This window comes from Parashewanella spongiae (assembly GCF_004358345.1).
Classification (GTDB): domain Bacteria; phylum Pseudomonadota; class Gammaproteobacteria; order Enterobacterales; family Shewanellaceae; genus Parashewanella; species Parashewanella spongiae.
On record NZ_CP037952.1, the window covers coordinates 1,542,440 to 1,569,162 of the forward strand.

Below are 26,723 nucleotides of genomic sequence, written 5' to 3' on the forward strand. Positions count from 1 at the left end.
TCAATTATGGTAATTGTTAACTACCTCCATAGTGCCATGAACATCAAATATTTAGTAGAGCTTTTAAACGAAGAAAAATCGTTCCTAGTCGACTTGATTGCAAAGGGGAAAACATCGGCTAGAAAATTGAAACGAGCCAACATCTTGCTCATGTCGAACAATAGAATGAGTCAAGATAAAGAAATATCTTTAGCGCTTAATGTTGGTACAGCAACCATTTATAGAACAAAGAAACAGTTTGTTGAGGAAGGTCTTGAAGCTGCTCTGAATGAAGGAGCCCGAAGCGGCATGCCTCGGTGTTTGGATGGTAACCAAGAAGCCTTGCTTATTGCCTTAGCCTGTAGCAAACCACCAGAAGGACTTTGTCGATGGACATTGAGTTTAATCACGGAAAAACTTATCGCATTAACTGAACTCGATGAAGTTTCGACAGAAACCGTGCGAAGACGCTTTAACCTAGAAACATCAGTTGACTGCGTTCTCAAGCGTAGAAAAAATGGCTGATATTAAGGCGTAGCTTGCAGCAAGTAGTTAATCTAATTGCAAAAGATATAACGCAGATAGCAGCCATTTTAGCAAGCTTGTGAGCGTAGAGCATTTCACTCATTAGGTGAAAAACATGATAATAAAATCATCGTATTGCTCAAACAGTTACTCATATACTCAGCGTTCAACTGATGTTTTTAGGGAGCGCCACGAAGCGCTTTATTCTGTTGCGGGATTTGTCTCAACGTATACGCAGCCAAGCGATTACATGGCCATAAACCAGAGACAGCAACGTTATTATTTATAATAAGTCCATCAGGTTGAAACGTACCTGACGGGATAATTACCAGTTCATCCCGAAATCTGACGGGCATGCATAATGGGTAACCGCTATGACATGAAGCCCTGTGACAAAGGCCTTGAATAAAGGTTGAGATGCAATGTAGGCCGCAGCATCAAGCGAATTCAGTTAAGCGTCGTAAATCAAAAAATGAAGATGGGGAGTCTTTCCTAGTTGACGAACCCTGACACAAACAGAGAAGCAACTGGTAAATGCATCTGTTTGATCTTCCGGCGTAATATGAAGTGGCATGTATTGAAGGAAATAAAGTGAACGTGGGAGAGCCTGAGTGTTGGAAGGTAGTGACTTCCACTATCCGAATATAAGGTAAACCGAAATTTCAGATAGGGCGCTCAGGCAGTCGGATGAGCCCATAGTACCGTTAACCGTGAAGACAACATAACTTCACATCAGGGAAGGGGCTCAGTGTTACACCCGTTTTTTAACGTAACTTTTGAGGTGAAATTGCCATATGGCTAACACTCCAGTAAATATCAGAATATTACAGCGAAAACTTTACTTACGCTCAAAGCTTAACTCGGAGCTACGATTTTACAGCTTGTACGATAAACTCAGTCGCCTAGATATACTCGAAGAAGCCTATCGACGATGCAAAGCCAATAAAGGCGGAGCAGGAATTGATGGCATCACATTCAGTTGTCTAGAGCAGCAAAAGAAAGTCGTTGCGCTGTTAAAAGAAATTCAAACTCAATTACAACAGAAAAACTATCGACCTAGCCCAGTCAAACGAGTAGAAATACTCAAAGACAACGGCAAAACGCGGAAACTTGGGATCCCGATAATCAGTGACAGAATTGTGCAAATGGCGATGACAATAGTGATGCAACCCGTCTACGAACCTCATTTACATGAACACAGTTATGGTTATCGTCCATGTCGAAGCGCCCAGCAAGCGGTAAAAGTCATTGAAATGAGCCTAAAACAAGGCTATCAGCACGTACTTGATGCTGACTTGAGCGCCTATTTCGATACCATCCCGCACGCTAAGTTGATGGCAAAAGTAGAAAGGCGAATAAGCGACAGCAGCTTTCTGAGTTTGCTGAAAAGCTTTATCAAAGCGCCCATCAGCGTAGAGACGGTCAACAGAAAATGGCGAATAGAAGCAAGCCGATGTGGCACTCCGCAAGGCGGAGTTATCTCTCCACTACTGGCTAACATCTATCTCAACGATTTCTGTTTGAAAATACACGAAAAAACACCGTGTAAAATCGTTACCTATGCAGATGATTTTGTTGTACTTCATAAGCAAACCTACACACAAGAGCAACTGGACTGGATAGCACAGCAATTAAGTGATGAAGGTCTGAAGCTAAATCAAAGTAAAACCCACTGTGTGGATATGGGAAAGCTGATGAATGAGTTTGATTTCCTCGGTTTTAACTTTCAACGGATCACAGGCTTCATCAAAGGCACCAGTTACATTAAGATACAGGCGTCTAAGAAGAGCCAAACAAAGCTGAAAAATAAACTCAGAGACATAGTGAAGCATCGAACCTCAAATACACTTGGCGTACTGATAAATAAAGTTAATCAAGTTCTGAGGGGATGGAAACACTATTTTGGTGGGATAGGATATCCCAGAGGAGTATTTTTCAGAATAAATGGATTTGTAGTAAACCGATTCTATCGATGGCATCGTCGCTTAAGTCAACGTCGAAGCAAGTATCTATCACGAGGTGCTTACGAAAAATTACGCCAAGCTGGTCTTGAGTATTTACCCACGACAAGATGATAAGCAAAGTGAAGGGGCTGAGAGAAGTGTAACAACAGAGCCGTGTGAGGGAAAACCTCATGCACGGAATCGAAGAGGGGCTGCTGGATAAGCGATAGCGAAGCCAGTAGCCTACTCTACTTTAAAGAAAACGACTTAAAACCTTGGCAGAAAAAAATGTGGTGTGTTGGCAATATGAATGCAAATTACATCGCACAAATGGAACATGTTTTAGATGTTTATGCTCGCCCTAAAAACTCAGCTGAGCCAGCGGTTAATTTTGACGAAGCGATGAAGCAATTGGTTTCAGATGTTGCCCCTCCATCCCCAGTAAAATCAGGGCAATCAGCCAGAATCGATTATGAATACAAGCGGGTTAGCGTGGCTAATATTTTTATGTTTTTTGACCGCCATCGAGGCTGGAGAAAGGCTAAGGCAACACAGAGTAAGACCGCAGTCGATTTCGCTCAGTGCATGAAAGAACTTGTCGATGAACACTATCCGGATGCACATAAAATTCATGGTGAGTTTACGGCAGCATAGTGCAACTTTAACCCAATAATTTGATGTAATGATGGCAGATTAATTATCGGAGCCCATCATGCCAAATATAGAGCCATTAACTCGCGTCGCCACAGTCTTCGCCCATTGGCGCATAAATAAGCCGAGTCGCGGAACTAAAATACCAAACACTCTCCGCGAGCAAGCCATTTCATTGCTAGAGCATTACTCATCATCACAAATTTGCACCGCTTTACGTATCAGTAGCTCTCAATTTAAACAATGGTGCCAGGTATCAAACTCGGCAGAGTCCATTACAGACTTCATTGAATTACCCAACTTACCTGAGGTCATCAAGCCCAATTCCCCAGTAAAACTTGAGTTGAATCTATCTAATGGCGACAATATTCATATACAAGGTGTGGTGGATGTTCACTTTATTTGCGCCCTTATCTGGGCAATGAAATCATGATCTATTTAACTTCCAACAGTCGTATCTTCATTGCGACTCAGCCTGCTGATTTTCGCTGTGGTATCGATGGACTGGCGGCCGTGTGCCAACAGCGCTTGTCGAGTAATCCGCGTTCAGGCTCGATATTCGTCTTCATTAATCGCAACAAAACCATGATACGAGCCCTCACTTATGAGCATAATGGCTTTTGGCTGATGACCAAACGGTTATCAAAAGGAAAATTTCATGGATGGCCACGTCATCATGGCGTTATGCAACCGATGGCTGCGGCACAATTACGGCAATTACTGAGTGGTGAACCTTATTTATCTTCAAGTCGCTTGAAATAAATCGCACTTACCGGTTGATTATTTTATTTATCGGATCATACTGCCCGCCGAATTCATTTTTCCTATTCGCCTAAGCTGGACTGTCCTTTAATGAGTAAACCGTTTACTGATATCGACCACAACGCGCTGGAAGCACTGATAGTTCGTGTTACTGAAGCCAAAGAGCATGAATTAGCACTGTCTCCAGAAGATTGTCAGTTGTTACTTGATGCCTTAGTGACGTTATCGACGATGCAGCAACGATTAACCAATCACGATGTCACCGTGCACAAATTGCGTAAGTTACTTGGCATTGAAAAGTCTTCAGAAGCCTTGTCTCGTGTCAGTAAAAGCAATAAAGGAAGCGGTAAACACACTGCGGGTAAAAATCGTAAACCCAAAGAGAGCGGTGAAGATTTCACTCCCGCTAAGCCAGTTGTGATAGTGCATCAGAGTACAGATGTGAAAAAAGGTGATAACTGCCTAGAGTGCCACATGGGTAAAATGTACAAAACCGACCCAGGCAGTTTACTGCGTATCACAGGGCAAAGTCCGTTTAAGCCAGAGCAGCATGTCATGGAGCGCTTTCGCTGTAATGCTTGTGGCGCTTACGCTACCGCCGCTTTGCCAGTTGAAGTGTTAGCCGACGGGAGCGAGCAACAAAAATACGGCTACTCAGCTCGGTCATTAATGGCCATACACAAGTATTTTGCCGGGTTGCCGTTTTATCGCCAAGGGAGCATTCAAAAGCTGCTTGGTGTCAAAATCACTGCGTCTACTGTGTTTGACCAAGTTGAATATGTGGCCAATGATATTTACCCTGTTTATCAAATGTTGGTTAACCTCGCGGCCGATGCGAAGCATTATTATCTCGATGACACGACTCACCGAATTTTGGATGCTACGCCAATAGAAAAACCGGTGCGTAACAGTGACAAGACACAAATGCGCAGCGGCGTGTACACATCAGGTGTTATTGCGACCACTCAAGCCAATGATAGTATCGTGTTGTTTGAAACTAATATTGGTCATGCTGGCGAATTCATCGATAGCCTGTTGCACAAACGCGGTACTCATCAATCTAGGCCGATAATGATGAGTGATGCTCTGGTCAGTAATCGCCCTACGGTAAGAGAATGTCTGCTGTCATTGTGTAACAGTCATGCCAGACGACAATTTGTTGATGTCATTAACCATTTCCCCGATGAAGTCGAGCACGTACTGACACGTTATGGTGAAATTTGGGCTTACGAGCAGCACACTAAAGAGCAAAAGTTTACGGCAACAGAAAGGCTGAGTTACCATCAGCAACATTCGTTGCCTGTAATGAAAACCATCAAGCAGTGGTGTACAACACACCTTAACGATGAAACAGTTGAAGAGAATAGTGGTTTAGGTAAGGCGATGCGATATTTTGTCAAACACTATGTTGGCTTGAGCTATTTTTGCCACTACGAAGGTGTATACATCGATAATAACCGTATCGAAGCCATGTTAAAAATCATCGTTCGTGACCGAAAAAATGCGATGTTCCATAAGACGTTACTTGGCGCTACGATTGGTGATGTCATCACGTCAATGATTGCAACAGCAAGTGAAGCTGGCATCAATGTGTTTGAGTATTTCACATTTTTACAGAGAGAGAAGGATAAAGTGAAAACCAATCCTGAAGAATACCTACCGTGGAATTATCGAGAAACAGTCGGCACTGAAAAATAATACAGCTGTAAAAAATGGACTTGGGCTAATCGCCTAGGTCTAGCTGTACCTGAAATAATTTAGTTTTGCACGCTATGCTGCCGTAAGCTCACAATTCATGTGGTAATGGATAATTACACGACACATACGGCAGGCTCGTTATACAAAGCATTTAAGCCAGAGGAGGCGCTAAGGATTTTGAACAAACTTGAATTTCATTTCACGCCTAAGCATGCCAGTTGGCTCAATATGGTTGAAATAGAAATCGGTAATATGAATCAACAATGCTTAGGTCGTCGCATAGAAAGCTGGGAAATGCTGCACAAAGAGCTTTCGGCTTGGGAGATGCGGAGAAACGATGCGCAGGCAAGCATAAATTGGATGTTTAATGTCGACGGTGCACGTGAGAAATTCACGAAAGCTTATGCAAATCTCAATCAATCATAACTTTTGTGTCGAGGTACTAGTATTGTCCTTTTGTTTGGTTTCTTTGCACTCTGTAAATGCGGCAACATGGAAGCAGTCAGAGTCTATAGATGCACGAACAGCTAAAAAGATATTAGCATTCTCAGGTACTGGATCTTTTAAAGTGTTCCCTGCGAATAGCAATAAAGTTGTCGCCGATTTAACTATATCTGTAGTGCTGAGGTAAATAATATTTCAATATCACTAACCAAAACCATCTATCTCGACGCCACTCAACTTTTTATTTTGTACATTAAAAATTAAGTTATCATTAACGATTACTAATGAAAGGTAAAGAGGAATTATCATGCGGTCCAAAATCATAATACTACTTACAAGCTTGTTTGTTTTTATAACATCACTGAGTGCAATTGCAGGAATTGATATTAACAAATTACAACATATAGAAATTAAAAAATTAAAAACAGTCTCAGAACAGATTTTGACTGGTGGGCAGCCAACCAAAGCGCAGCTCAATCAATTGAAACAGTTAGGTATTAAAAATATAGTCAATTTACGTCCGCAAACTGAGCAAACTTGGAACGAGAAACAATATGTAGAGTCGTTGGGGCTAAATTACTATTCGTTATCTGTAGCAGGTGCAAAAGGTGTCAATTCTGATAATGCGGATAAGCTTGCTTCGTTGCTTGACCAATTGTCTGGCGAACCTGTATTTTTACATTGTGCGAGTGGTAATAGGGTTGGCGCATTAGCAGCATTAAACGAATTCAAATCTAATGGTGGTGATCTGGAATCTGCGATTGCAACAGGAAAAAAGTGGGGACTAACTCGCTTAGAGAAAGTTGTTCGTGAACAACTTAACCCAAAATGATATTGATGTTGTAAAATAAACACCAACTCGATGTTTGTGGTGCAGTATATGAAAAATAAAATATTTATTTTAGGTTCTTTTAATGTTGATATCGTATCTTACCTTGATGATTTTCCCCTCCCAGGGCAGACGATAGAAGCCACAAATAGTGAGATTATTTGTGGGGGGAAAGGAGCTAATCAAGCTTATGCTGCATCCCAAAATGGCGTTGAAGTAAATTTTCTTACCAAAATTGGCAAAGATGGTTTTGCACACTTTGCCAAAGAGCAGTTAGGTTTAAGAATAAAACAAAATAATTATATATTGGAAACAGAGAAAGCTGCGACAGGTGTGGCCAATATTTTTGTCCGAGGGGCAGATAAAGAAAACCAAATAGTGATAAACCTCGGTGCCAATAAATGCATTACTGAGAAAGAAGTGCAATACTATAAATCGCTGATTGAAGAGAGCGATATATTGATGGTTCAACTCGAAAATAACTTCGATGCAATTGCTTGTGCACTTAAATTAGCCCATGATGCGAACGTCACCACACTGCTTAACCCAGCACCTATATCTCCTCAAATATCAAGACTACTTCCACTGGTTGATATCATCATTCCAAATGAAACCGAATTGCAAGGCTTGGGTAAAATGCCAGTCTCATCATTGGATGAAACAAAAAAAGCCGTTTTAGCGTTTTCCAAATCATCCGGGATCCAAACTATCGTTGTGACTCGTGGTGCCAAAGGAGCACTTTGCTTTCAAAATAATATTTTTACGCTGATACCAAGTATTGAAAATGTGAATGTTGTCGATACTACAGGAGCCGGAGATGCCTTTAATGGCGCGTTAGCTGCAAAATTAGCAAATGGTTTAAACCTCGAAGAAGCGGCACGATACGCAAATTTTTACGCTTCACTCGCGGTTGCAGGAAAAGGCGCTTCAAACATGCCAGAAGGTGTTGGGCTTCTTATCTAAAAGCACGATGTTATGACACATAGTTGAGATGTTTAATTTAGCCAGTCGTTAGAAAGAAATGGAACCAAGGCATCTTGTAAGTCTTCTTCCAAAATACCAAAAGATTCTCTGGTTTCTAAGATAGGTTTCACAATATCTATAAACTTTTTAGTATTGTTAGGGTTTATTTTGTTGATAATGTCTAAAAAAATTAATTCAAGTTTTTTGCTTTTTTCGTGACCAATAAGATTATCTAAAAGAGTTTCTGTTAACTCGGGCTTTATTAACTTTGCTACTCTTCTCCAGCCTGTTTTCCATGTTGTACCTTCCTCATTAGTTATTTCAAAAAATGATGTTAAAGCTCGAGCAAGAATAAAATTATCACATTGCTTTTGTAATAGGTCGACACCAGCTAGCTTTCTTAACTTTTGGGCTAGACAAGTATGTTTAATGAATAAATCTCGAGCATATTTTGAAGCACCGTCTGCGGTGGGTGGAAGTTCATGTTTAAATGATTTTAATGCTTGTATTTCTTTTTTTTGAGCTGATATTGTGTTTTCTAGTTGTTTTTGCATTGTGCATGCTTCTTGTGATTTCTGAGAAAGCTCAATATCTAGCTCTTCAACTTTTTTATGAGATGCACGATAACTTAGTTGCAGGTTCGCCAGTGTTTCTTCTCTTTTTTGTGCGGCAGTCTGATATTGCACTTGTACCTTTCTAACGTCAGATTCTGCTTTTGTTTTTGCTTGCTCTAAAGTTTGCAATTTTTGTTTCAATTGTGAATAGGCATTACTAGCTTCAACATTCCTTGAATTAATAATAGATCTAGCGTCTGATAACTCTCTTTCTAACTTTTTGACTTGTCCTTTGAGTTCATCAGCTTCCTTTTTAGACACGCTTGATTGTAGTAGCCCTACGAGCCCACTTTTTGTTCGAGAAAGTTCCGATTTTAGTTCAACGATTTGGCTTGATAGGTTCTGATTATCTTCTTTAAGTTGTTTGGCTTTTTCTTCTAAAGGTTTATTTGTCAAATGCTGGATTTGAGATTGTAATTCTTCAATTTGCTCCATTAACTTATCTCGCCCGATTTCAAGCCTAGTTATTTCACCGCCCAAGAATGTATTGTGTGTTTTTTGAGAGGTTAACTCTTGTTGAACTCTATGTAACTCAAAAGAATTTGGAGGAATAAAATATGGATATAAAACCGACTCTTTAGAAGGCGTTGTTGATAGCAATTCATTTTGGAACATCGTTTGCTGTAAACATTCATATGTAGCTTCAACATCTTGTCGCCAGTAGCATAACGAATTATAAACCGCTTTACTTAAATCTTTTTGAGAAACTTTTGTAGATTTCGAGGCTTTGCTGTCAATGCCAGTGTGTTGGCATATTCGGGCCGCCTTTAGTGCTCCAAGAGTGGCCTAAACCCTCAGCAACTTTTTTTACAAACTCTATTTTTTTATTTTTAGGCCAGTGTAAATCCAGATGCAGTCTGTCAATATCAAGACCTACTCTATGAAACCAAACGCCTTTTAATTGAAAATGGCCGCTCTCTATATTTGTAGCGCCTGAATTATATTGATATTGCGTTTGGTTTAAATGAATTTGTTGGGAGCTTTGAGGCGGAAAATATTCTGGAGGTGGTTCGTTTGGAGCAACATGAGTTTGATTGCCTAAATATGGGGCTGAAGGAGATGTTTTACTGGAACAATCGGAGAAAGCCATTTTGTATCTCCTTATTATTTGAAGTTTTTAAAATAATTATTTTCAGTAGGTTCGCTTTGAGATAATGCACCTGAATATTTTTGAGTATCTGGAGATTGATTTATAATCATGTGCCACTTTAATTTTAAGGCACAAGATCAAATATGCTGCTAAAAGACGAGCCTATTATTGGCGACGGCAACTTCTGTTTTGGATTTTTTGAGAAAGCTTCGCTCAAAGAGAGTTGTGTAATGTCCTTAGGCCAATTGATACTCTGATAAACGAATTATTTCAATGGGAAAAGGATTAAATTAAGTTAATTCTTCTCGCTTTCTAAAATGGGTAAGGGCAATGACCATGAAATGGTTTACCACTTATTGGGTGCTCAAAATACAAATCACAGGCGTGTAAAAGTAGTCGGTCTGACATTTGTTCACTTTGATTATTTTTATATAAGTCACAGCCAAGGATAGGATGTCCCATTTCATGGCTGTGGATTCGTAACTGATGTGTACGGCCTGTATGTGGTGTATATTGCACTAAAGTCCGCTTAGGCTCACCTAATCGCTGCAAAATAATGTATTCACTGACGGCAGCCTTACCTTTTTCTGGACAAATTTTTACTCGTGGGAAAAGGGTTTTATCTTTTGCAATAGCGGCGGTAATCTTGCCATGCCTATCAGTAACCCAGCCATCTAACATAGCGATATAACGTTTTTGAATTAATCGTGCTTGAAATTGTTTATTAAGATGTTGCGATGATTCAGCATTTAAACCTACGACCATAATGCCAGATGTGCCTAAATCGAGTCTATGTGGTAATTTTACGTCAGGAAAAGGAGGTGTAAGGCCTTCTTGACCATGTACTAAACGATAATGTACAGAATCCCAATTGAGCGGGTTTTTACCAGATAAACTGAATAATCCACTGGGTTTATTGATCAATAAAATATCATCGTCTTGATACAGAATTTCCACAAAACCATTGCATTTAGATGCAACAAAATTATCAACAATGGTATATACAGAAGTCGGGAATTCGGACATTTAGTGTATCTCTACATGATGATTTCTGTGGTGATTTTCGTTTTTACTGAATTTGCAATAAAGCATTGCTCATGAGACTGATGGTGCATTTTTTCGAGCTGTTCGAATGTTGGTTTTTTATCACCAGAAAACCGAATATGGGGTTTGAGCGTAACTTGTGTCATTGCAATTTTTCCATCGCTGTCTTGCTCCATAATTCCTACAGCATCATCAGTATAGGAATCCACTATATACTTTCTTTTTGCAGCAATAGATAAAAAGAATAACATGTGACAACTGGACAAGGATGCAACAAAAGCTTCTTCAGGATCAACATTAGCTTCAACTGAAAGTGGTAGAGGTACAATGTGTGGTGATGAAGACGCTTGTACGATGACACCACCGTCAAAAATCCATTCATGGGCTCGACTATATTGGTTATCAATATAGCTTTCACTTTTATGTCGAACCCAATTTATTCTGGCAAAATACTCTGACATTTTCGTCTCTAAAAACTTGTGTAGTAAAAATATGATTAGTTATCTATTCTTGAACCTGTAACAGCAATCCTTTCAGCATCAGCAGCGTAAAGAGGGGAATATGTCACAAAAATGAAGAAAAATAAGTCCTTTAAATTTCATGTATTTCTCCTTGCTTTTTATCTTATTAATTTATTGTGATGAATGCTTAACACTCCAAAGAGTAAAGCCTTAAGCTTTACTCTACCCCCAAGAAAGCACCAGTTTGGTGTTCCCATAGTTGGGCATAAATACCGCCAGAGCTGATCAACTCAGCATGAGTACCTTGCTCAAGTATCTTGCCTTCATCCAGTACAATTAACCTGTCCATTGCTGCAATCGTTGACAGGCGATGTGCGATGGCAATCACCGTTTTACCTTCCATTAACTGATATAAGCTTTCTTGAATGGCGGCTTCAACTTCAGAATCAAGTGCTGAAGTGGCCTCGTCTAAAATTAAAATTGGCGCGTTTTTCAATAACACCCGTGCAATTGCGATTCTCTGGCGCTGTCCGCCTGACAGTTTAACGCCGCGCTCGCCAACTTGTGCGTCAAGCCCTTTGTTACCTTCAGGGTCGGTTAAGTCATGAATAAAGCGTGCTGCTTCGGATTTCTCAATCGCTTGCAGCAGTTCTTCTTCACTCGCGTCAGGCTTGCCGTAAAGAATATTTTCACGAATACTACGATGCAATAAAGAGGTGTCTTGTGTCACCATGCCGATTTGTGCGCGGAGTGATTCTTGAGTGACTTTTTTGATGTCCTGATCATCAATACAAATACTGCCGTCACTGATATCATGAAAACGCATGAGCAAGTTTACAAGGGTTGATTTACCTGCACCTGACCGACCAACTAAACCAACTTTTTCACCTGCTTTGATTGAGAGTTGAAGATTTTCTATCACAGAATGGGCATCGTCGTAGTTAAAGTCTACGGCGTTATAGTCAATTTTCCCTGCTGATACAGCAAGTGGTTTAGCTTCATCGACATCTTCGATTTCTACATCTTTAGATAACGTATTCATACCATCGGCGACGGTACCGATATTTTCAAATAATGAACTGACTTCCCACATTATCCATTGAGACATACCGTTGAGGCGCAGAGATAAACTCACGGCGATGGTAATAGCACCCACAGTGATGGCCGATTCAGTCCAAAGCCAAATTGACACCGCAGCAATACTAAACGCAAGGGTATAGTTTAGGGTTTGAACGCCTGCGCCCATCCCTGTTACAAGACGCATTTGCTTGTGCACGGTTTTCAAAAAGTCCTTCATGCTTCTTTTGGCATATTGCGCTTCTTGATCGGTATGTGCGAATAACTTGACGGTTGAAATGTTGGTATAGCTGTCAACGATTCGACCTGTCATGGTCGAACGGGCATCCGCTTGCTCTGTTGATACTTTTTTGAGATTAGGCAGAAAATAGAATTGCAGTCCGATATAGCAAGCCAGCCAAATAATCATCGGGATAACTAAGCGTAAATCAGCGGAGGCTATCATAACTAACATGGCTGTAAAGTAGACCAATATATATACTAAAACATCAAGCAATTTCATAACGGTTTCACGTACCGCCAGTGAGGTCTGCATAACTTTTGTGGCAATACGCCCAGCAAAGTCGTCTTGGTAAAATGAAATACTCTGTTTGAGCAAATACTTATGTGCTAACCAACGAATAGACATGGGGAAATTACCCATTAAAGTCTGGTAAACAACTAAAGCATGAAGCAAAGTTAAAAGCGGCAATACGATAACAGTCAGTACTGCCATTGTGAGTAATTTCGTGCCTTCTTCTTGTATTAACGTTTCTGGATTTTTAGTGACTAGCCAGTCGACTAGCTGTCCCATAAAACCAAAAAGAGAAACTTCAAGTATTGCAAGAAGTGCTGTTAAGCAAGACATTATGATGAGTTGTAATTCATAACCGCGGGCGTAATGGCGGCAAAAAGCATAAATGCCTTTTGGTGACTGTACAGCTTTATCATCGGGTAGAGATTGCACTAAAGATTCAAAAAGTTTGAACATGAAATTCCATATCATATCTTAAAAATAATGAGGAATATCATATCTTAGAAATTGAAACAAAAGGTGGAGTTTTTGGCGATAATTAAAATAAAAAAAGCCAGACTGATTTCTGGCTTTCAATGGCTCTATCTGTTAAAGCGGCTTTCTGAACTTAAGTGTCATTCGGTCACTTTCACCGATTGCTAAATATTTATCTTTATCAATACTTTTTAACCTTAAGGTTGGTGGTAACGTCCATACGCCCGAAGGGTAATCTTTAGTATCTTTCGCGTTTGCGTTTATTTCACTACTTCCTACAAACGTAAAGCCTGCTTTTATGGCTTGTTGTCTGACGAATTCTTCAGTGACATATCCAGATTTAATCATCTCTAGTCGACTTGTACCCGCATTAGCTCTGTGTTCAACAACACCAAATATTCCACCCGGCCTAAGTGCGCGGTAAGCAGCTGCAAAGACATCGGCTTCAAGGTTTTTGCCCATCCAATTATGTACATTTCGGAAAGTTAGCACAACGTCAGCCGTTTCTTCTGGTGCCATATTTGGGTTCATTGGCGGCTCAAAGTTTGAAACGCTGAATTCACCATACCGCTGTACATTGGCGGTAAATTTTTGGTCAAATTTAGCTCTATGCACTTTAAAAAAGTTTACTTTTGAATCCTTTGGCCAATGAGCAGCAACGTAATGACCTTGATTTTTAAGTGCAGTAGCAAGCACTTGAGTGTACCAACCACCGCCTGGCCAAATTTCAACAACAGTATCTGTTGGATTGACTTCAAAAAAAGAAAGGGTCTCCTTTGGATGGCGGTATTTATCTCTTGCTTGTTCTTTATCAGAGCGATATTGAAAATCATATTTAAGCGGTACCGCATTGGCTTGTTCGGCTGCTGTTACGGTTGAAATTGAAGCGAATTGAGTGGTGATGCAAACAGCGGCAGTAATTGCAGCCCCGCAGAGTTTTGATTTTGAAAGTAGCATGTGTTTTCCCCAAAAGTGTTGGAAACAGTGTGTATTGGGTACGTTTATAACGGAATTTACAATTTTGTGCGATATTTAAAATGTAAATTTTTCATACGAAATTAAAGTTATCATTCTGAAATGATATAAATTTAGTTGTTGAGATGTTTATCTTTGTTCGTAAGTTATCGCAGATATAATGCGATAACTCATGTTATTTAGGTTTTATAAACATCAAAGTCATGCGATCACTTTCACCAATAGCAAGATAGTGATCTTTATTGGTTTCGCCTAACCCTAACGTTGGTGGTAATGTCCAAACGCCATAAGGATGATCTTTGGTGTCCAAGGGGTTTGCATTTACTTCACTGCTTCCCACAAAATCAAATCCGATAGATTGAGCAAGATGTATAATAAAATCTTCAGTGATATAACCAGAGTCAATCATTTCTGAGAATGGTGTACCAGCTTTAGCTCTGTGTTCTACAATACCAAAAGTCCCCCCGGCTTGAGTGCTTTGTAAATGGCTTTGAAAGCATTTTTATGCTGTTGGTTGCTCATCCAATTATGGGTATTTCTAAAGGTTAATACCAGATCGACGGTTTCTGTTGGGGCGATGCTTGCATATTCAGGGAGATTAAAGCGGTTAATGACGACTTGGCCGTATCTTCTTACTTTTCCAGTAAAGTTATGTTGAAATTTTGCTTGGGTGCTCATGGTGAATTGGTTATTCACTACAGGAGGAATTTGCGCCGCAATATATTGGCCAGAATGTTTTAAATACGGAGCGATAATTTGGGTGTACCAACCGTTTCTCGGCCATATCTCAACTACAGTGTCAGCAGGTTTTATTTTGAAAAAAGTGAGGGTTTCTTGTGGGTGTCTGTATTTATCTCTAGCTTGTTCTTCTATGGTGCGATAATCATTATTTACCTTAAAAACTGGAAGCGGTTTGCTTTGTAAGTACGAAAGAAACAAGTAACTTGTTGCTGTGATGCTCATTGCAATTTTAGTTTTAATTTTGTTAAGTCCCATTCCTTGGCACTCCATTTTGTATTCTATTTAAGGGGTCTAGTGATTTAGAAAGTACCAATCTTTGTCATACCAACGAAGGCTGGTATCCAGTGCTTATAGAAAAAATCAAAGGCACTAGACTACCGATATACAAAGCTGTCGTTACTTCGTTTCCAGACTGCGCTGGAGTGACGAGAACTTATCGGTATACTTTCTCCCGCAACTTTCCTAAGTTATAGAACATTGATTAGGGGCACGCCATCAACGCGAAACTTTCCTTTTCTCAACCACATGAACTTTGCTTAAAGAAATCAATAAAGGTTTGCTAGCACAAAGGTTCAAGTCAGGACACTTAACTGAATAAAAACTTGCTAAGTGTTAGTTAATATTCAGTTTTTAATAAATTATCCTGTAAAATTAGTAGAATAAAGGTAAGTGGTGGTGACTAAATGAACAGTACTCATAAATATTATATGAGCGAAGCCATTAAGGCTGCTGTGAAAGGGCTTAAAAATAATGATGGTGGACCATTTGGTTGCATTATCGTGAAAGATGGAAATATTGTTGGTTTAGGTAATAACAAAGTTACCTCAACGAATGATCCAACGGCACATGCTGAAGTCATTGCTATTCGTGATGCTTGTAAAAATCTTGGTACGTTTCAGCTTGATGGGTGCACGGTTTACACTTCATGCGAACCTTGCCCAATGTGTTTAGGTGCGATTTATTGGGCTCGTCCAGAAAAAGTGTTTTATGGGTCAAATAAAATTGATGCCGCCGCCGTTGGCTTTGATGATGAATTTATTTATCAGGAAATTGAATTACCATACAAAGAGCGAAATATTCCCTTTGAACAGGTATCAAGAGCCGAGGCACTACAATTATTCGAGCAATGGAGTAACACAGAAGACGCAAAGCAATATTAACCTAAACGTTCATGATAGGCATAGATGTCATATGCGTTTACTTTGACTACTATTTTTCTATCACCCTACACCATGAAAATTGTATTCGCTGAGATTTGAAGATTATTTCCAACCTAAGCTAAAGGCGAAGTGATTTTTAGCTTTTATGCTTTCACTAACAGGCTTGGGAATAGGTGTTAGCGGCTATTTTCACGGTAAGTAAACTGTTTCTAACTTCAGTTGAATGCGAGTAGTGTCTAATACCAATTACAGTAATTAATCTCTCACTCAGCAAGAGATAAAGGTTTTCAGTACAAGGCGCATGTTCGAAGTACTATATTCCCTACGGCCGCCATACAAAACTGGCGTTCAACACACTTCGTGCTTTTGTCAGGATAATTCAAGAACGTGCAACGCCGTAATGGAAACCTTTAGCCTTGCCCTTCGGGAGCTTGTATGCGCAAAAATTACTTCACAAAATTATCTCAACGTAGATTACTATGTTTTCACCAATTTCGTTTGTACTTTGTGCGCATACATAGCTCTGAGTTGAGCATTTAATTACTGTAATTGGTATAACTCATGATTGCTTTCTTATTGATAAACAATATCAATACAGTGCATTTTCGTGGGTCAGTTCAAACCATGTAAACATGCTCTTCATAAATGGCTGATATATTAATTCTCGGTAGTGTTAAATTGAGTTTGATTAAATTGACAAATGAATGTCACGACTGAACAATGCTTTCATAAAGTAAAAACTAGGGGCGAACATGATTGAAAAGTCAGAAATTGATGTCGAGCACATGAGGAATCAAGCACGACATGTTGTTGGATTATTAAAAGCCATCAGCAATGAAAATCGCTTATTGATTTTATGCCATTTGTGCCAAGGGGAGCTAGCCGTAAACGAGCTCAATCAATTGGTGGACTTAAGCCAATCAGCATTATCTCAACACTTAGCTAAACTAAGGCAAGATGGGTTGGTAAATACACGGCGTGAGTCACAATCAATTTACTATTCATTAGGCAGTGACGAAATGAAACGTTTGATTGGCGCGTTGCATAAAGAATTTTGTTAGTACGGCATTTTTATTTAAAGGGTATTAATTATACAGCAAACGTTATCAGTTTTAGTGACATACATGGCAAGGTTTGATGGTTGTGGTGTTCCACTGAAATTGATTATTAATTATTGTATTCTCATAAATTAAACAAATTTCTCAATAACTGCTTTTGAATTTTATGCATATTTTAGTTAAGTGTGCTTATGCTCTTGTGGGATCTAAGGTTCAAAATATTTACATAGAATGTATTATTCCTTATAGTTACTGTAAATTTATCCAGTATCAACAAGAATGATTCTTTATATTGCTGAAAAACCAAGTTTAGGCCGTGCTATCGCTGATGTCTTACCCAAACCTCATAAAAGACACGATGGTTACATCGAAGTTGGTAATGGCGATTGCGTATCTTGGTGCATAGGTCATTTACTGGAGCAAGCAGAACCTGACACATACAATCCAGAATTTAAATCGTGGAAGCTTGAGCACTTACCCATAATTCCCTCAGAGTGGAAACTAAAACCTAAAAGCAATACTCGTAAGCAGTTTACCGCATTAAAAAAGCTGATCAAACAAGCGAGTCAATTAGTTAATGCGGGTGATCCTGATAGAGAAGGCCAACTTTTGGTTGATGAAGTTATCGCACATGTGGGCGTATCATCAACTAAACAAAGAGCCGTTCAACGGCTATTAATCAGTGACTTAAACCCTTCAGCAGTAAAAAGGGCGCTAGGCAATTTACGTAGTAATCAAGAATTTGTCCCCTTAGCGACTTCAGCGTTAGCTCGAAGTAGAGCAGACTGGCTTTTTGGGATTAATTTGACTCGTGCATATACCATTCAAGGTCGAAAAGTAGGTTATAACGGTGTGTTGTCTGTAGGACGGGTTCAAACTCCAATTTTGGGGTTAGTGGCGAGACGAGATCAAGAAATTTTGAATTTTGAATCAAAAGCGTTTTATCAAGTATTGGCACACTTAAAGACTGAGTCTTCACAAAGCTTTACCGCTAAATGGCGGCCGAGCGAGGCTTGTTCGCCATATCAAGATGAAGAAGGTCGAGTGTTATCAAAAGGTTTGGCTGAAAATGTTGTTCAACGCATAAGCAACCAAGCTGCAAAGGTAAGTAAATTAGAAAGTAAACCTAAGAAACAAAATCCTCCACTACCTTATAATTTGTCTTCTCTACAAATAGATTGTGCTAAGCGGTTCGCGATGAGCGCTCAAGAGGTATTGAATGTCTGTCAGGGATTATATGAAAAGCATAAACTCATTACCTATCCTCGTTCAGACAGTCGATACCTCCCTAAAGAGCAGCATCAATTAGCGCCCAGCATTATCAACGCCGTAACAAAAGGTGCATCTGAACTCGTTGAGGGAGTGAATGCACCAAACCCAAAATTGAAATCCAAAGTGTGGAATGATGCAAAAGTCGATGCGCACCACGCCATAGTACCTACGGAAAAACCACCTAATTTATCGGCGTTGTCACAGAAGGAAAAACAAGTCTATTTACAAATCGCAAGACAATATTTGGCTCAGTTTTATCCAGCTTATCATTATCAAGAAACAGCTGTTGAAGTGACCATTAAAGGTGGGGTGTTTACGGCAAAAGCTAAGCAAGATAAATCACAAGGCTGGAAAGTACTATTTAAACTGCCGAAACCAAAAGATATAGCTAATGAGCGAGATGATAACTCTAATAAAGCAGAGAGCGAGCATCAAACTCAATTGCCAGAGCTTTCACTAGGTCAAGCGCTTCATTGTGTTCAAGGTGAATTAATTGAAAAGCAGACACAGCCACCTCAACATTTTACTGACGCTACTTTATTGAGTGCAATGACAGGCATAAGTCGCTTTGTTAAAGATGCAAAAATCCGTCAGATTCTAAAAGAAACCGATGGGCTAGGAACTGAAGCTACACGTGCGGGAATCATCGAATTGCTGTTTAAGAGGAACTTTTTACAACGACAAGGCAAACAGATAAGAGCAACTGAAATAGGCCAAGGATTAATCAATAGCTTACCAGAGTCGGTGACAACACCAGACATGACTGCTATGTGGGAGTCTAATTTAGAATCAATTAGTCGTAAGGAATTAAAATACCTTTCATTTATGGAGCCTATGACTGATAGCTTACATGCGCTTATTTCAGCGGCTAAACAACAATTACCAACAGCATTACAAGGTGTAAAAGGGCAGAAGTTTGCGAAAAAGAAAAATTATAAAAGGAAAAAACGCACATAAATTCACTTTAAAACTAAATTTACCTCATTTATACCGTATGGATAACCTAGGATGTGATGTTTATTTGGCTAATTAAACGTTCAATGTCACTTAATTGCTACTCAAAAACACAACTTAATGCTTGTTTATGTATAATGAATGAAATTATGTCTGTAGTAAGCCTTTCTTTAATTTGAAGAAGAAAGCTCATCTTGCCAAATGCAGTTTGGGCTTAATAGCAAAATCAAATTAAAAATTGGGGCAAAGAGTTAATGATAATCAGCAATAGATTTTGGTTGTTTTATTTAACCATTATTTTTTCCAGTAGCACCTTCGCAAATCACATAGAAGTGAATCGCAAAAACGAACAACCCGCAGTTGGTTTCGCAGCCTTTCTATTACCAAAATTTATCCTCGATAGAACTCAATATTCGGCAAGTAACCACGTTGCAACGATTATTCAAGAGCATAAAAAATTTGCACCTTATTTGACCGTTATTTCAAAAAACACCAAGACATCATTTGTGAACAAAGATGATATTACTCATCATGTTTATTCTGCTATTGGCCCTGAGCGATTTTCTTTTAAATTAAAGGCAGATGAAACAAATTCTTCAATAAGTTTTGAAGAGTCAGGTCATGTTGCTATGGGGTGTAATGTTCATGATTGGATGAGTGGGCATATTCTTGTGGTAGACACTCCTTTTTATGGATTAACTAGCGATACTGGTAATATTGATTTTTCACATGTGCCAGTCGGTGAATATCAACTGGTTATTTGGCACCCTCAATTACAAAGTGCTGAAAATAGGCAAGTCGAAGATATTGTACTGCCGCTTAAATCAAAGCTTACGATTAAACTACAAGCCGAGATGGCAGCGATTCCAGAGCAAGATACTTTGGATGAGTTTGAATTTTTGGAAGGTTATTAATGCTGTTATTTATGAATCGCTTGCAAACACGCATTTTTGGATTTTTTGTTTTACTGCTAATTGCAGTGCAGGCGTTTTCATTTTGGATGGCCTATTACTCTTATAATAAGCTAGAAAAACAACAGCTAGACAACCGAATGTCAGTTGCTGAAAAAGTATTCCGTTCAGAATTCGATAATCGTAATCATTACTTGTCTATTTTCGCAGAAACGGCAGCTAAGGACTTTGGTTTAAAAGAAATTTTTATTGATGGTGAACAAAAAAGCTTTTTAATCGCCTTGAATAATCACCGTGGGCGAATCGGTGCAAATATGGCGATGGCCATTTCGAAAGATGGTAAAGTTATTGGTCAACTCGTCAATGAGATGAACGATGCTGGTAAATCTAAGGTTAAAATTGGCTCTGAGCAAGGAACGCACACAGCATTAATGCTTGAACAATCGATGGCCGACTTTGATTCTTTATATCGCTTAGATGGAAAGATTTATCAATTACGCTTTGCAACACTAAAAAGCGGTAGCACTACAATCGGTTGGGTTGGATTTGGATTTGTGGTTGACTCCAATTTAGCGAGTTTAATGGAGGATCAAACCGGCCTTCCTACTGGTTTTGCGTTATCGTCTGAATTGACTCCCCCTCAATTCCTTGCGCACTCAGGAATAGATATTGCTTCAAATATAAAAGCTGTTTTGGGATCCTTTTTACAAAAAGGAACCGAAAATGAAGACTACCTATTATGGAGTCTACCTCTTGGGCAGTTAGGTAATCAATCATTATACGCTTATATGTATTTGCCCAGAGCTGATGTATTAAAGGCTTTGCAAAAGCAATGGTGGCGACAGTTATGGTTGGTACTATTAATGTTGCCTGTATCTTTATTTGCAGCATTTGGCATTTCGGGCAGCATAACAAAACCGATTATGCGTTTAATTGAGCAAGCTAAATTTATTGCCCAAGGTAATTATGATGCCAAAGTAAAGCCCAGCTCAACACTTGAACTTGCACAACTCGCTCACGAATTCACGGAAATGCAAACGGCCATTTTAAGCCGTGAAAAAAAGATTGTTCATCAGGCGTTTCACGATACGTTAACTAATTTACCCAACAGAAATGAACTTGAACGACTTGTATCAGAATGGATACAAAACGGAAGCCATGTGATTGTTTGTTTACTCAATATAAGACGTTTAACAGATGTAAATGTCACCTTGGGGCATATGGTTGGTGATGAAGTTATCAAAGAAGTAGGGCACCGCCTCGAAAATATGAATAATGTGGATTTAGTTTGCCGACTTTCAGGCGATGAGTACGCATTGGCTTTAAAAGATTTTGATGATGTGGGGATATCAACCTTATTACAAAGAATCCAACTGCAAATGGCGAAACGTTATTGCTACCAAGATGTTTCTTTACATTTGCAACTGACAGTAGGCGTGAGCATTTTAAAGTCAAACCTTGGCTTATCTCAACTATTGCAGCAAGCAAACACAGCAATGCAACATGCTAAGGCGAATAAATTAGATTTTGTCATTTATGATCCGAAAATTGATCAGCACACATTAGAAACCTTTGAACTGGTTAATGCATTAACATCAGCGATTGAAAATAACGAGCTTGTATTGTTTTATCAGCCAAAATTGTGCTTAGAAAAGAAAAAGGTTGTACAAGTAGAAGCGTTAGTTCGGTGGTTACATCCTCAAAAAGGCACAATTCCACCTGACGTGTTTATTCCTATTGCCGAAAAAACAGGGCAAATGAACACACTCAGTCGATGGGTCATTATCGCAGCTATCAAGCAATATCATAAATGGCGTTCAGAGGGCATTGAGCTGTCAATTGCAGTTAATATTTCTGCTGAGAACTTGAAAGATTCAGAGTTTTGTCAGTGGTTACTAAATACGGTTGAGCAATTGAAAATGCCAGTATCAGCATTAACATTAGAAATAACTGAAGATGCTGTTGTCGAAGATCCTGAAAGTGCAATTATGCAATTAAGCCACTGGCGTGACCGTGGGTTAAAATTATCGATTGATGATTTTGGTACAGGATACTCTTCATTGGGACAGCTGAAGCAGTTACCTGTTCATGAAATTAAAATTGATCGTTCATTTATACAGCATTTGATGTCGAATGATGAAGATAAAATTATAGTAAACTCAACACTCGAACTTGCCCATAATTTAGGGTTGTCAGTGGTTGCTGAAGGGGTTGAAAATCTTGAAACTTTAGAGTGGCTAACCGAGCATAACTGCGAAATGGCTCAAGGTTTCTATTTATCAAGACCTATTCCAGAAGATGAACTGGCTCAATGGCTTCTATCTAGTCACTTTAGCTACATAAAACCAAAAATTCATTAATCAACTGAAAATAACAATAAAAACAGGATGAATATGAAGACGCTTTATGGGCTTATTTTATTAGCGATGAGTACCAACGCTAATGCGTTAGAGCATGAACTTAAAGGTATCATTGACTTAAGGCTCACATCCGTTGACGGTGTTGACTCATACTTCAATGGTGGGTTAGGAAAGTTTCGTTTTAATAATGATGAACGACTTTCCGTCGCACAATTAGGGCTAACTTATCAAGTTGACTGGGATGATTTTTGGTCAATGAAAACAGTCGTAAACGGCTATTTGGATGGCGTTGTAGATAATGTTGGCATCACAGAGTTATTTGTTAATTATAAAGGTTTACCTTTCGACTCTGGTTACCGAATAGATGGTCGAGTCGGGCTGATGTATCCAGATATCACACTTGAAAATTTAGCAACTGCATGGGCGTCCCCCTACACATTGAGTTATTCAAATATAAACTCGTGGCTTGCTGAAGAAGTGAGACATTTGGGTACAAAATTAAGTGTGACTCGTTTAGGTAAATATCATCAATCTAAACATGACTTCAACTTAACCAGTGAGTTTTTTGTCAATAATGATACTACTGGCGCTATGTTGGCGTGGCATGGTTGGACAATAGGATCTCAACAGACTTTATGGCAAAACACAATTAAAACTCCATCAACTCCGGCTTTAGATTCTGGTGGCTCTTTAGAAGGTCAAGCTAAGCGTTCCGATCCATTTCTTGAACTTGATAATAGAATAGGTACGCATTTTTCAGCCGAGTGGAATTGGAATGGGAATGGTAAAGTGAAGGCAGGCTATTATGATAATAATGCTGATACGCGTATTGTTAAACATGGTCAATACACTTGGGGCACTCGCTTTTCTCATGTGGGTATAAAGTGGCGTTTACCTTTGCGTATTGAGTTACTTTCACAAATGATATCTGGCGATACCTTAATGGAAGCGCCGACAGGTGAAGATGCCGTAAATATCAAATATAGCAGCTTTAATGTGTTGTTAAGTCGGCGTTGGAATACCCATAGATTCAGTGTCCGTTTTGAAGATTTTTCAGTCTCCGATAGAGATTTAACACCTGAAGATAATAATAATGAAACAGGCAATAGCTATACAGTGTCTTACCGTTATCAAATTAATAAGGGTTGGTTTATACATACCGAATTTAATTTTATTGATAGTAATAGACCTGCTCATGAGTATATCAATGCAGAGCAAAATCTTATTGAACGCCAGTGGCAATTGAGTTCAAGGTACTTCTTTTAATTTAACCTAGAAAAATCAGTTGGTGGTGCTCTTAAACGCAGAGAAATTTTTCGATAGCAAGGCGTGACTTGAAGTAAGTAGTGGTTACCGACATACAAAACTGTCGTTACTTCGTTTCTACTTATAAAAGTTACAACGCAGCAAGCGGTAATTTTAGCCAGTTTACGAACGTCAAGCATTCACTCAATGGATGAGTACACTTTATGGCTTTAAGGTTGAACTTGAGTTATTTATCGTACTCCTATGCGTCCAACTGATTTTTATAAGTTTAACCTAAACGTTCGAGGTTAAATTGCCATATGGCTAACACTCCAGTAAATATCAGAATATTACAGCGAAAACTTTACTTACGCTCAAAGCTTAACTCGGAGCTACGATTTTACAGCTTGTACGATAAACTCAGTCGCCTAGATATACTCGAGGAAGCCTATCGACGATGCAAAGCCAATAAAGGCGGAGCAGGAATTGATGGCATCACATTCAGTTATCTAGAGCAGCAAAAGAAAGTCGTTGCGCTGTTAAAAGAAATTCAAACTCAATTACAACAGAAAAACTATCGACCTAGCCCAGTCAAACGAGTAGAAATACTCAAAGACAACGGCAAAACGCGGAAACTTGGGATCCCGATAATCAGTGACAGAATTGTGCAAATGGCGATGACAATAGTGATGCAACCCGTCTACGAACCTCATTTACATGAACACAGTTATGGTTATCGTCCATGTCGAAGCGCCCAGCAAGCGGTAAAAGTCATTGAAATGAGCCTAAAACAAGGCTACCAGCACGTACTCGATGCTGACTTGAGTGCCTATTTCGATACCATCCCGCACGCTAAGTTGATGGCAAAAGTAGAAAGGCGAATAAGCGACAGCAGCTTTCTGAGTTTGCTGAAAAGCTTTATCAAAGCGCCCATCAGCATAGAGACGGTCAACGGGAAATGGCGAATAGAAGCAAGCCGATGTGGCACTCCGCAAGGCGGAGTTATCTCTCCACTACTGGCTAACATCTATCTCAACGATTTCTGTTTGAAAATACACGAAAAAACACCGTGTAAAATCGTTACCTATGCAGATGATTTTGTTGTACTTCATAAGCAAACCTACACACAAGAGCAACTGGACTGGATAACACAGCAATTAAGTGATGAAGGTCTGAAGCTAAATCAAAGTAAAACTCACTGTGTGGATATGGGAAAGCTGATGAATGAGTTTGATTTCCTCGGTTTTAACTTTCAACGGATCACAGGCCTCATCAAAGGCACCAGTTACATTAAGATACAGGCGTCTAAGAAGAACCAAACAAAGCTGAAAAATAAACTCAGAGACATAGTGAAACATCGAACCTCAAATACACTTGGCGTACTGATAAATAAAGTTAATCAAGTTCTGAGGGGATGGAAACACTATTTTGCTAGGATAGGATATCCCAGATGAGTATTTTTCAGAATAAATGGATTTGTAGTAAACCGATTCTATCGCTGGCATCGTCGCTTAAGTCAACGTCGAAGCAAGTATCTATCACGAGGTGCTTACGAAAAATTACGCCAAGCTGGTCTTGAGTATTTACCCACGACAAGATGATAAGCAAAGTGAAGGGGCTGAGAGAAGTGTAACAACAGAGCCGTGTGAGGGAAAACCTCATGCACGGAATCGAAGAGGGGCTGCTGGATAAGCGATAGCGAAGCCAGTAGCCTACTCTACTTTAAGACTTTTACTTTACATAATGGCACACATTTGAGCGCGTCGTATTTCCATTAAATCATCTTCACTGGCTTTTTGCTGCTCTACCTCATCCCAAAACTTTTTTGGGCTATTAACTGTTGTACACAATTGAGGTTTGATCAAGATCCGAGAGTAGGCACATAATGCTTGCTCAGAAAAGGGGAGGCGTTTTAAATGCCCATATTCTGGGCTATCACTATCAGATTGCCTATCTACAATTGGAAGATCCAATATATTGGTAAAGTTAGCGGCATCTAAACCTACCTTATTTGCTCTCAAAATGGTTGCAAATGCATCAGTGGATTTTGGACAGAGGACATTAATATAGACGGGAATAACTGTTAATTCGCGGAGTGCTAATTTAACTTTTTGGAGACGTTGGTTAGAGCTAAAAACATGGTTATCTTTTAAGCCTAATCTAGAGTAATGATAATCCTTCTCTAACTGTTTCATGTCATTAATTTTTCTTTCTTTATTCGCGTCATACAACTTATACAAATGATTTTTTAGATCAGAGAGGTATTGGTTTTCTTCAGGAATAGATTGGCAACCTGTAATAAATTCGATACTAAACAAAATGGAATGCAAAACTAAGGGATCGTTATCTAAGATAAAGATAATGCCATATTTTGCGACTTCAGGTGCAATAGAAGGAAAAGATGATTCACCAATAAAAAATGAGCTAGGGGTGTATTCCCCCTTAGTTAAAGTGTGTTTGTCGAATGCTTGTATGGTACTGTTAAAATCAAGGTTAGGAAAATGAAATGGAAACTCATTACTAAAGTAAAATCTTTCGTATGCTTTTTCATTACCAGCTCTTTGATTGCGATGAACTATTGAAGAAGGCAGAGGAAACCTTTCACATATCTGCTTTTTGCAATTAAGCGCAATAGCCTGAGCACTTGATAAAGAGATTGAGTCATTTTGCTCTTGTTTCACAGTGTAGTTATTGTGACTGTTAAATAAACGATTTGCGGTTTCGGGAGCTGGGGGGGTAAGCGTTGATGTGAATTCTCGCACTACATCATGTTGCTGGCTTTCCACTCGTCCATCATCTGAGTCATTCTGTACTTCGAATATAGAGCCTGCATTTGATGAAAAAATCACGTGTTTATTCGCTTCAGGAATTGGAACAGTAATTGAACAAGAAGTTTGAGCAGCAGGGATTGTTGGGGTTGTCACGGCGTTCACTTTTAAGGTTGATTAGTCGTAATACGCTCGATTATATCAATACTAA

25 protein-coding genes are annotated in these 26,723 nt (G+C 39.3%); 16 read left to right on the plus strand and 9 right to left on the minus strand.

The genetic code is table 11. From position 1 onward, the window contains the following. Positions 1-6: 6 nt before the first annotated feature. The 9 genes from E2I05_RS06000 (at position 7) to E2I05_RS06045 (ending at position 7,794) form a co-directional block, all read left to right on the plus strand. Positions 7-504, plus strand: a complete 498-nt coding sequence (locus E2I05_RS06000; protein WP_133309500.1) for a helix-turn-helix domain-containing protein — start codon at positions 7-9, stop codon at positions 502-504. Between the two features lie 794 nt (positions 505-1,298). Further along, positions 1,299-2,579, plus strand: coding sequence for a group II intron reverse transcriptase/maturase (ltrA, locus tag E2I05_RS06005; RefSeq protein ID WP_133309452.1), 1,281 nt, complete (start codon positions 1,299-1,301; stop codon positions 2,577-2,579). A gap of 174 nt (positions 2,580-2,753) precedes the next feature. Further along, positions 2,754-3,101: a transposase gene (locus tag E2I05_RS06010; RefSeq protein WP_170179621.1), complete on the plus strand. Its 348-nt coding sequence runs from the start codon at positions 2,754-2,756 to the stop codon at positions 3,099-3,101. A 58-nt stretch (positions 3,102-3,159) separates the two neighbouring features. Beyond that, on the plus strand, positions 3,160-3,531 hold the full coding sequence (locus E2I05_RS06015; protein WP_133309502.1) for a hypothetical protein: 372 nt from the start codon (positions 3,160-3,162) through the stop codon (positions 3,529-3,531). Further along, the gene (tnpB, locus tag E2I05_RS06020) at positions 3,528-3,860 is read left to right on the plus strand and encodes an IS66 family insertion sequence element accessory protein TnpB (protein WP_133309503.1); all 333 of its coding nucleotides are present in this window, start codon (positions 3,528-3,530) and stop codon (positions 3,858-3,860) included. The genes E2I05_RS06015 and tnpB overlap by 4 nt, the downstream gene beginning before the upstream one ends. A gap of 90 nt (positions 3,861-3,950) precedes the next feature. After that, positions 3,951-5,558 carry an IS66 family transposase gene (locus E2I05_RS06025; protein WP_133309504.1) on the plus strand — a complete coding sequence of 536 codons (1,608 nt, stop codon included), beginning with the start codon at positions 3,951-3,953 and terminating at the stop codon, positions 5,556-5,558. Positions 5,559-5,657: 99 nt separating this feature from the next. Further along, positions 5,658-5,984: a transposase gene (locus tag E2I05_RS06030; RefSeq protein WP_121854325.1), complete on the plus strand. Its 327-nt coding sequence runs from the start codon at positions 5,658-5,660 to the stop codon at positions 5,982-5,984. 325 nt (positions 5,985-6,309) lie between these two features. Then, entirely contained in the window at positions 6,310-6,834 is a 525-nt protein-coding gene (locus tag E2I05_RS06040) for a protein tyrosine phosphatase family protein (RefSeq protein ID WP_121854324.1), read from the plus strand. 48 nt (positions 6,835-6,882) lie between these two features. Next, positions 6,883-7,794 carry a ribokinase gene (locus tag E2I05_RS06045; protein WP_165905528.1) on the plus strand — a complete coding sequence of 304 codons (912 nt, stop codon included), beginning with the start codon at positions 6,883-6,885 and terminating at the stop codon, positions 7,792-7,794. A gap of 32 nt (positions 7,795-7,826) precedes the next feature. On the opposite strand, the gene E2I05_RS06050 is transcribed toward E2I05_RS06045, so the two are convergent. The 8 genes from E2I05_RS06050 to E2I05_RS06085 all read right to left on the minus strand — a co-directional run bounded on the left by E2I05_RS06050 (position 7,827) and on the right by E2I05_RS06085 (position 15,039). After that, positions 7,827-9,023, minus strand: a complete 1,197-nt coding sequence (locus tag E2I05_RS06050; protein WP_133309507.1) for a coiled-coil domain-containing protein — start codon at positions 9,021-9,023, stop codon at positions 7,827-7,829. A gap of 118 nt (positions 9,024-9,141) precedes the next feature. After that, a complete protein-coding gene (locus E2I05_RS06055; RefSeq protein WP_133309508.1) occupies positions 9,142-9,498 on the minus strand; it encodes a hypothetical protein in 357 nt (118 codons plus the stop codon). Between the two features lie 312 nt (positions 9,499-9,810). After that, complete coding sequence (locus tag E2I05_RS06060) at positions 9,811-10,524, minus strand: RluA family pseudouridine synthase (protein WP_121854321.1); 714 nt, start codon at positions 10,522-10,524, stop codon at positions 9,811-9,813. A gap of 11 nt (positions 10,525-10,535) precedes the next feature. Further along, the gene (locus E2I05_RS06065) at positions 10,536-11,003 is read right to left on the minus strand and encodes an OsmC family protein (RefSeq protein WP_121854320.1); all 468 of its coding nucleotides are present in this window, start codon (positions 11,001-11,003) and stop codon (positions 10,536-10,538) included. 217 nt (positions 11,004-11,220) lie between these two features. Further along, entirely contained in the window at positions 11,221-13,050 is a 1,830-nt protein-coding gene (locus tag E2I05_RS06070; RefSeq protein ID WP_121854319.1) for an ABC transporter ATP-binding protein, read from the minus strand. 132 nt (positions 13,051-13,182) lie between these two features. Beyond that, positions 13,183-14,025: a class I SAM-dependent methyltransferase gene (locus tag E2I05_RS06075; RefSeq protein WP_243641108.1), complete on the minus strand. Its 843-nt coding sequence runs from the start codon at positions 14,023-14,025 to the stop codon at positions 13,183-13,185. A 193-nt stretch (positions 14,026-14,218) separates the two neighbouring features. Beyond that, positions 14,219-14,452 (minus strand): hypothetical protein, encoded by a 234-nt coding sequence (locus tag E2I05_RS06080; RefSeq protein ID WP_133309509.1) that lies wholly within the window; start codon positions 14,450-14,452, stop codon positions 14,219-14,221. Positions 14,453-14,487: 35 nt separating this feature from the next. Then, positions 14,488-15,039 (minus strand): class I SAM-dependent methyltransferase, encoded by a 552-nt coding sequence (locus E2I05_RS06085; protein ID WP_133309510.1) that lies wholly within the window; start codon positions 15,037-15,039, stop codon positions 14,488-14,490. Between the two features lie 428 nt (positions 15,040-15,467). On the opposite strand from E2I05_RS06085, the gene E2I05_RS06090 reads away from it, so the two are divergent. The 7 genes from E2I05_RS06090 to ltrA (E2I05_RS06120) all read left to right on the plus strand — a co-directional run bounded on the left by E2I05_RS06090 (position 15,468) and on the right by ltrA (E2I05_RS06120) (position 25,198). Further along, positions 15,468-15,944: a nucleoside deaminase gene (locus tag E2I05_RS06090; RefSeq protein WP_121854317.1), complete on the plus strand. Its 477-nt coding sequence runs from the start codon at positions 15,468-15,470 to the stop codon at positions 15,942-15,944. A gap of 752 nt (positions 15,945-16,696) precedes the next feature. After that, positions 16,697-17,005 (plus strand): ArsR/SmtB family transcription factor, encoded by a 309-nt coding sequence (locus E2I05_RS06095; protein WP_165905527.1) that lies wholly within the window; start codon positions 16,697-16,699, stop codon positions 17,003-17,005. A gap of 276 nt (positions 17,006-17,281) precedes the next feature. Continuing rightward, entirely contained in the window at positions 17,282-19,231 is a 1,950-nt protein-coding gene (locus E2I05_RS06100; RefSeq protein WP_121854316.1) for a DNA topoisomerase III, read from the plus strand. A gap of 251 nt (positions 19,232-19,482) precedes the next feature. Next, positions 19,483-20,142, plus strand: a complete 660-nt coding sequence (locus tag E2I05_RS06105) for a cupredoxin domain-containing protein (protein ID WP_121854315.1) — start codon at positions 19,483-19,485, stop codon at positions 20,140-20,142. Between the two features lie 11 nt (positions 20,143-20,153). Then, positions 20,154-22,499 (plus strand): bifunctional diguanylate cyclase/phosphodiesterase, encoded by a 2,346-nt coding sequence (locus E2I05_RS06110; protein WP_243641107.1) that lies wholly within the window; start codon positions 20,154-20,156, stop codon positions 22,497-22,499. Positions 22,500-22,532: 33 nt separating this feature from the next. Next, positions 22,533-23,765: a hypothetical protein gene (locus E2I05_RS06115; RefSeq protein WP_121854314.1), complete on the plus strand. Its 1,233-nt coding sequence runs from the start codon at positions 22,533-22,535 to the stop codon at positions 23,763-23,765. 299 nt (positions 23,766-24,064) lie between these two features. After that, complete coding sequence (ltrA, locus tag E2I05_RS06120) at positions 24,065-25,198, plus strand: group II intron reverse transcriptase/maturase (protein ID WP_133309511.1); 1,134 nt, start codon at positions 24,065-24,067, stop codon at positions 25,196-25,198. Between the two features lie 282 nt (positions 25,199-25,480). On the opposite strand, the gene E2I05_RS06125 is transcribed toward ltrA (E2I05_RS06120), so the two are convergent. Beyond that, a complete protein-coding gene (locus E2I05_RS06125) occupies positions 25,481-26,668 on the minus strand; it encodes a hypothetical protein (RefSeq protein ID WP_121852206.1) in 1,188 nt (395 codons plus the stop codon). Between the last annotated feature and the right edge of the window lie 55 nt (positions 26,669-26,723).

What these genes read in the sequence shown, in the direction of transcription:
- E2I05_RS06000 (WP_133309500.1), top strand. Translation starts at nt 7, where the DNA reads ATGGTAATTGTTAACTACCTCCATAGTGCCATGAACATCAAATATTTA.
- ltrA (WP_133309452.1), top strand. Translation starts at nt 1,299, where the DNA reads ATGGCTAACACTCCAGTAAATATCAGAATATTACAGCGAAAACTTTAC.
- E2I05_RS06010 (WP_170179621.1), top strand. Translation starts at nt 2,754, where the DNA reads ATGAATGCAAATTACATCGCACAAATGGAACATGTTTTAGATGTTTAT.
- E2I05_RS06015 (WP_133309502.1), top strand. Translation starts at nt 3,160, where the DNA reads ATGCCAAATATAGAGCCATTAACTCGCGTCGCCACAGTCTTCGCCCAT.
- tnpB (WP_133309503.1), top strand. Translation starts at nt 3,528, where the DNA reads ATGATCTATTTAACTTCCAACAGTCGTATCTTCATTGCGACTCAGCCT.
- E2I05_RS06025 (WP_133309504.1), top strand. Translation starts at nt 3,951, where the DNA reads ATGAGTAAACCGTTTACTGATATCGACCACAACGCGCTGGAAGCACTG.
- E2I05_RS06040 (WP_121854324.1), top strand. Translation starts at nt 6,310, where the DNA reads ATGCGGTCCAAAATCATAATACTACTTACAAGCTTGTTTGTTTTTATA.
- E2I05_RS06045 (WP_165905528.1), top strand. Translation starts at nt 6,883, where the DNA reads ATGAAAAATAAAATATTTATTTTAGGTTCTTTTAATGTTGATATCGTA.
- E2I05_RS06050 (WP_133309507.1), bottom strand. Translation starts at nt 9,023, where the DNA reads ATGTTCCAAAATGAATTGCTATCAACAACGCCTTCTAAAGAGTCGGTT.
- E2I05_RS06055 (WP_133309508.1), bottom strand. Translation starts at nt 9,498, where the DNA reads ATGGCTTTCTCCGATTGTTCCAGTAAAACATCTCCTTCAGCCCCATAT.
- E2I05_RS06060 (WP_121854321.1), bottom strand. Translation starts at nt 10,524, where the DNA reads ATGTCCGAATTCCCGACTTCTGTATATACCATTGTTGATAATTTTGTT.
- E2I05_RS06065 (WP_121854320.1), bottom strand. Translation starts at nt 11,003, where the DNA reads ATGTCAGAGTATTTTGCCAGAATAAATTGGGTTCGACATAAAAGTGAA.
- E2I05_RS06070 (WP_121854319.1), bottom strand. Translation starts at nt 13,050, where the DNA reads ATGTTCAAACTTTTTGAATCTTTAGTGCAATCTCTACCCGATGATAAA.
- E2I05_RS06075 (WP_243641108.1), bottom strand. Translation starts at nt 14,025, where the DNA reads ATGCTACTTTCAAAATCAAAACTCTGCGGGGCTGCAATTACTGCCGCT.
- E2I05_RS06080 (WP_133309509.1), bottom strand. Translation starts at nt 14,452, where the DNA reads ATGATTGACTCTGGTTATATCACTGAAGATTTTATTATACATCTTGCT.
- E2I05_RS06085 (WP_133309510.1), bottom strand. Translation starts at nt 15,039, where the DNA reads ATGGGACTTAACAAAATTAAAACTAAAATTGCAATGAGCATCACAGCA.
- E2I05_RS06090 (WP_121854317.1), top strand. Translation starts at nt 15,468, where the DNA reads ATGAACAGTACTCATAAATATTATATGAGCGAAGCCATTAAGGCTGCT.
- E2I05_RS06095 (WP_165905527.1), top strand. Translation starts at nt 16,697, where the DNA reads ATGATTGAAAAGTCAGAAATTGATGTCGAGCACATGAGGAATCAAGCA.
- E2I05_RS06100 (WP_121854316.1), top strand. Translation starts at nt 17,282, where the DNA reads ATGATTCTTTATATTGCTGAAAAACCAAGTTTAGGCCGTGCTATCGCT.
- E2I05_RS06105 (WP_121854315.1), top strand. Translation starts at nt 19,483, where the DNA reads ATGATAATCAGCAATAGATTTTGGTTGTTTTATTTAACCATTATTTTT.
- E2I05_RS06110 (WP_243641107.1), top strand. Translation starts at nt 20,154, where the DNA reads ATGAATCGCTTGCAAACACGCATTTTTGGATTTTTTGTTTTACTGCTA.
- E2I05_RS06115 (WP_121854314.1), top strand. Translation starts at nt 22,533, where the DNA reads ATGAAGACGCTTTATGGGCTTATTTTATTAGCGATGAGTACCAACGCT.
- ltrA (WP_133309511.1), top strand. Translation starts at nt 24,065, where the DNA reads ATGGCTAACACTCCAGTAAATATCAGAATATTACAGCGAAAACTTTAC.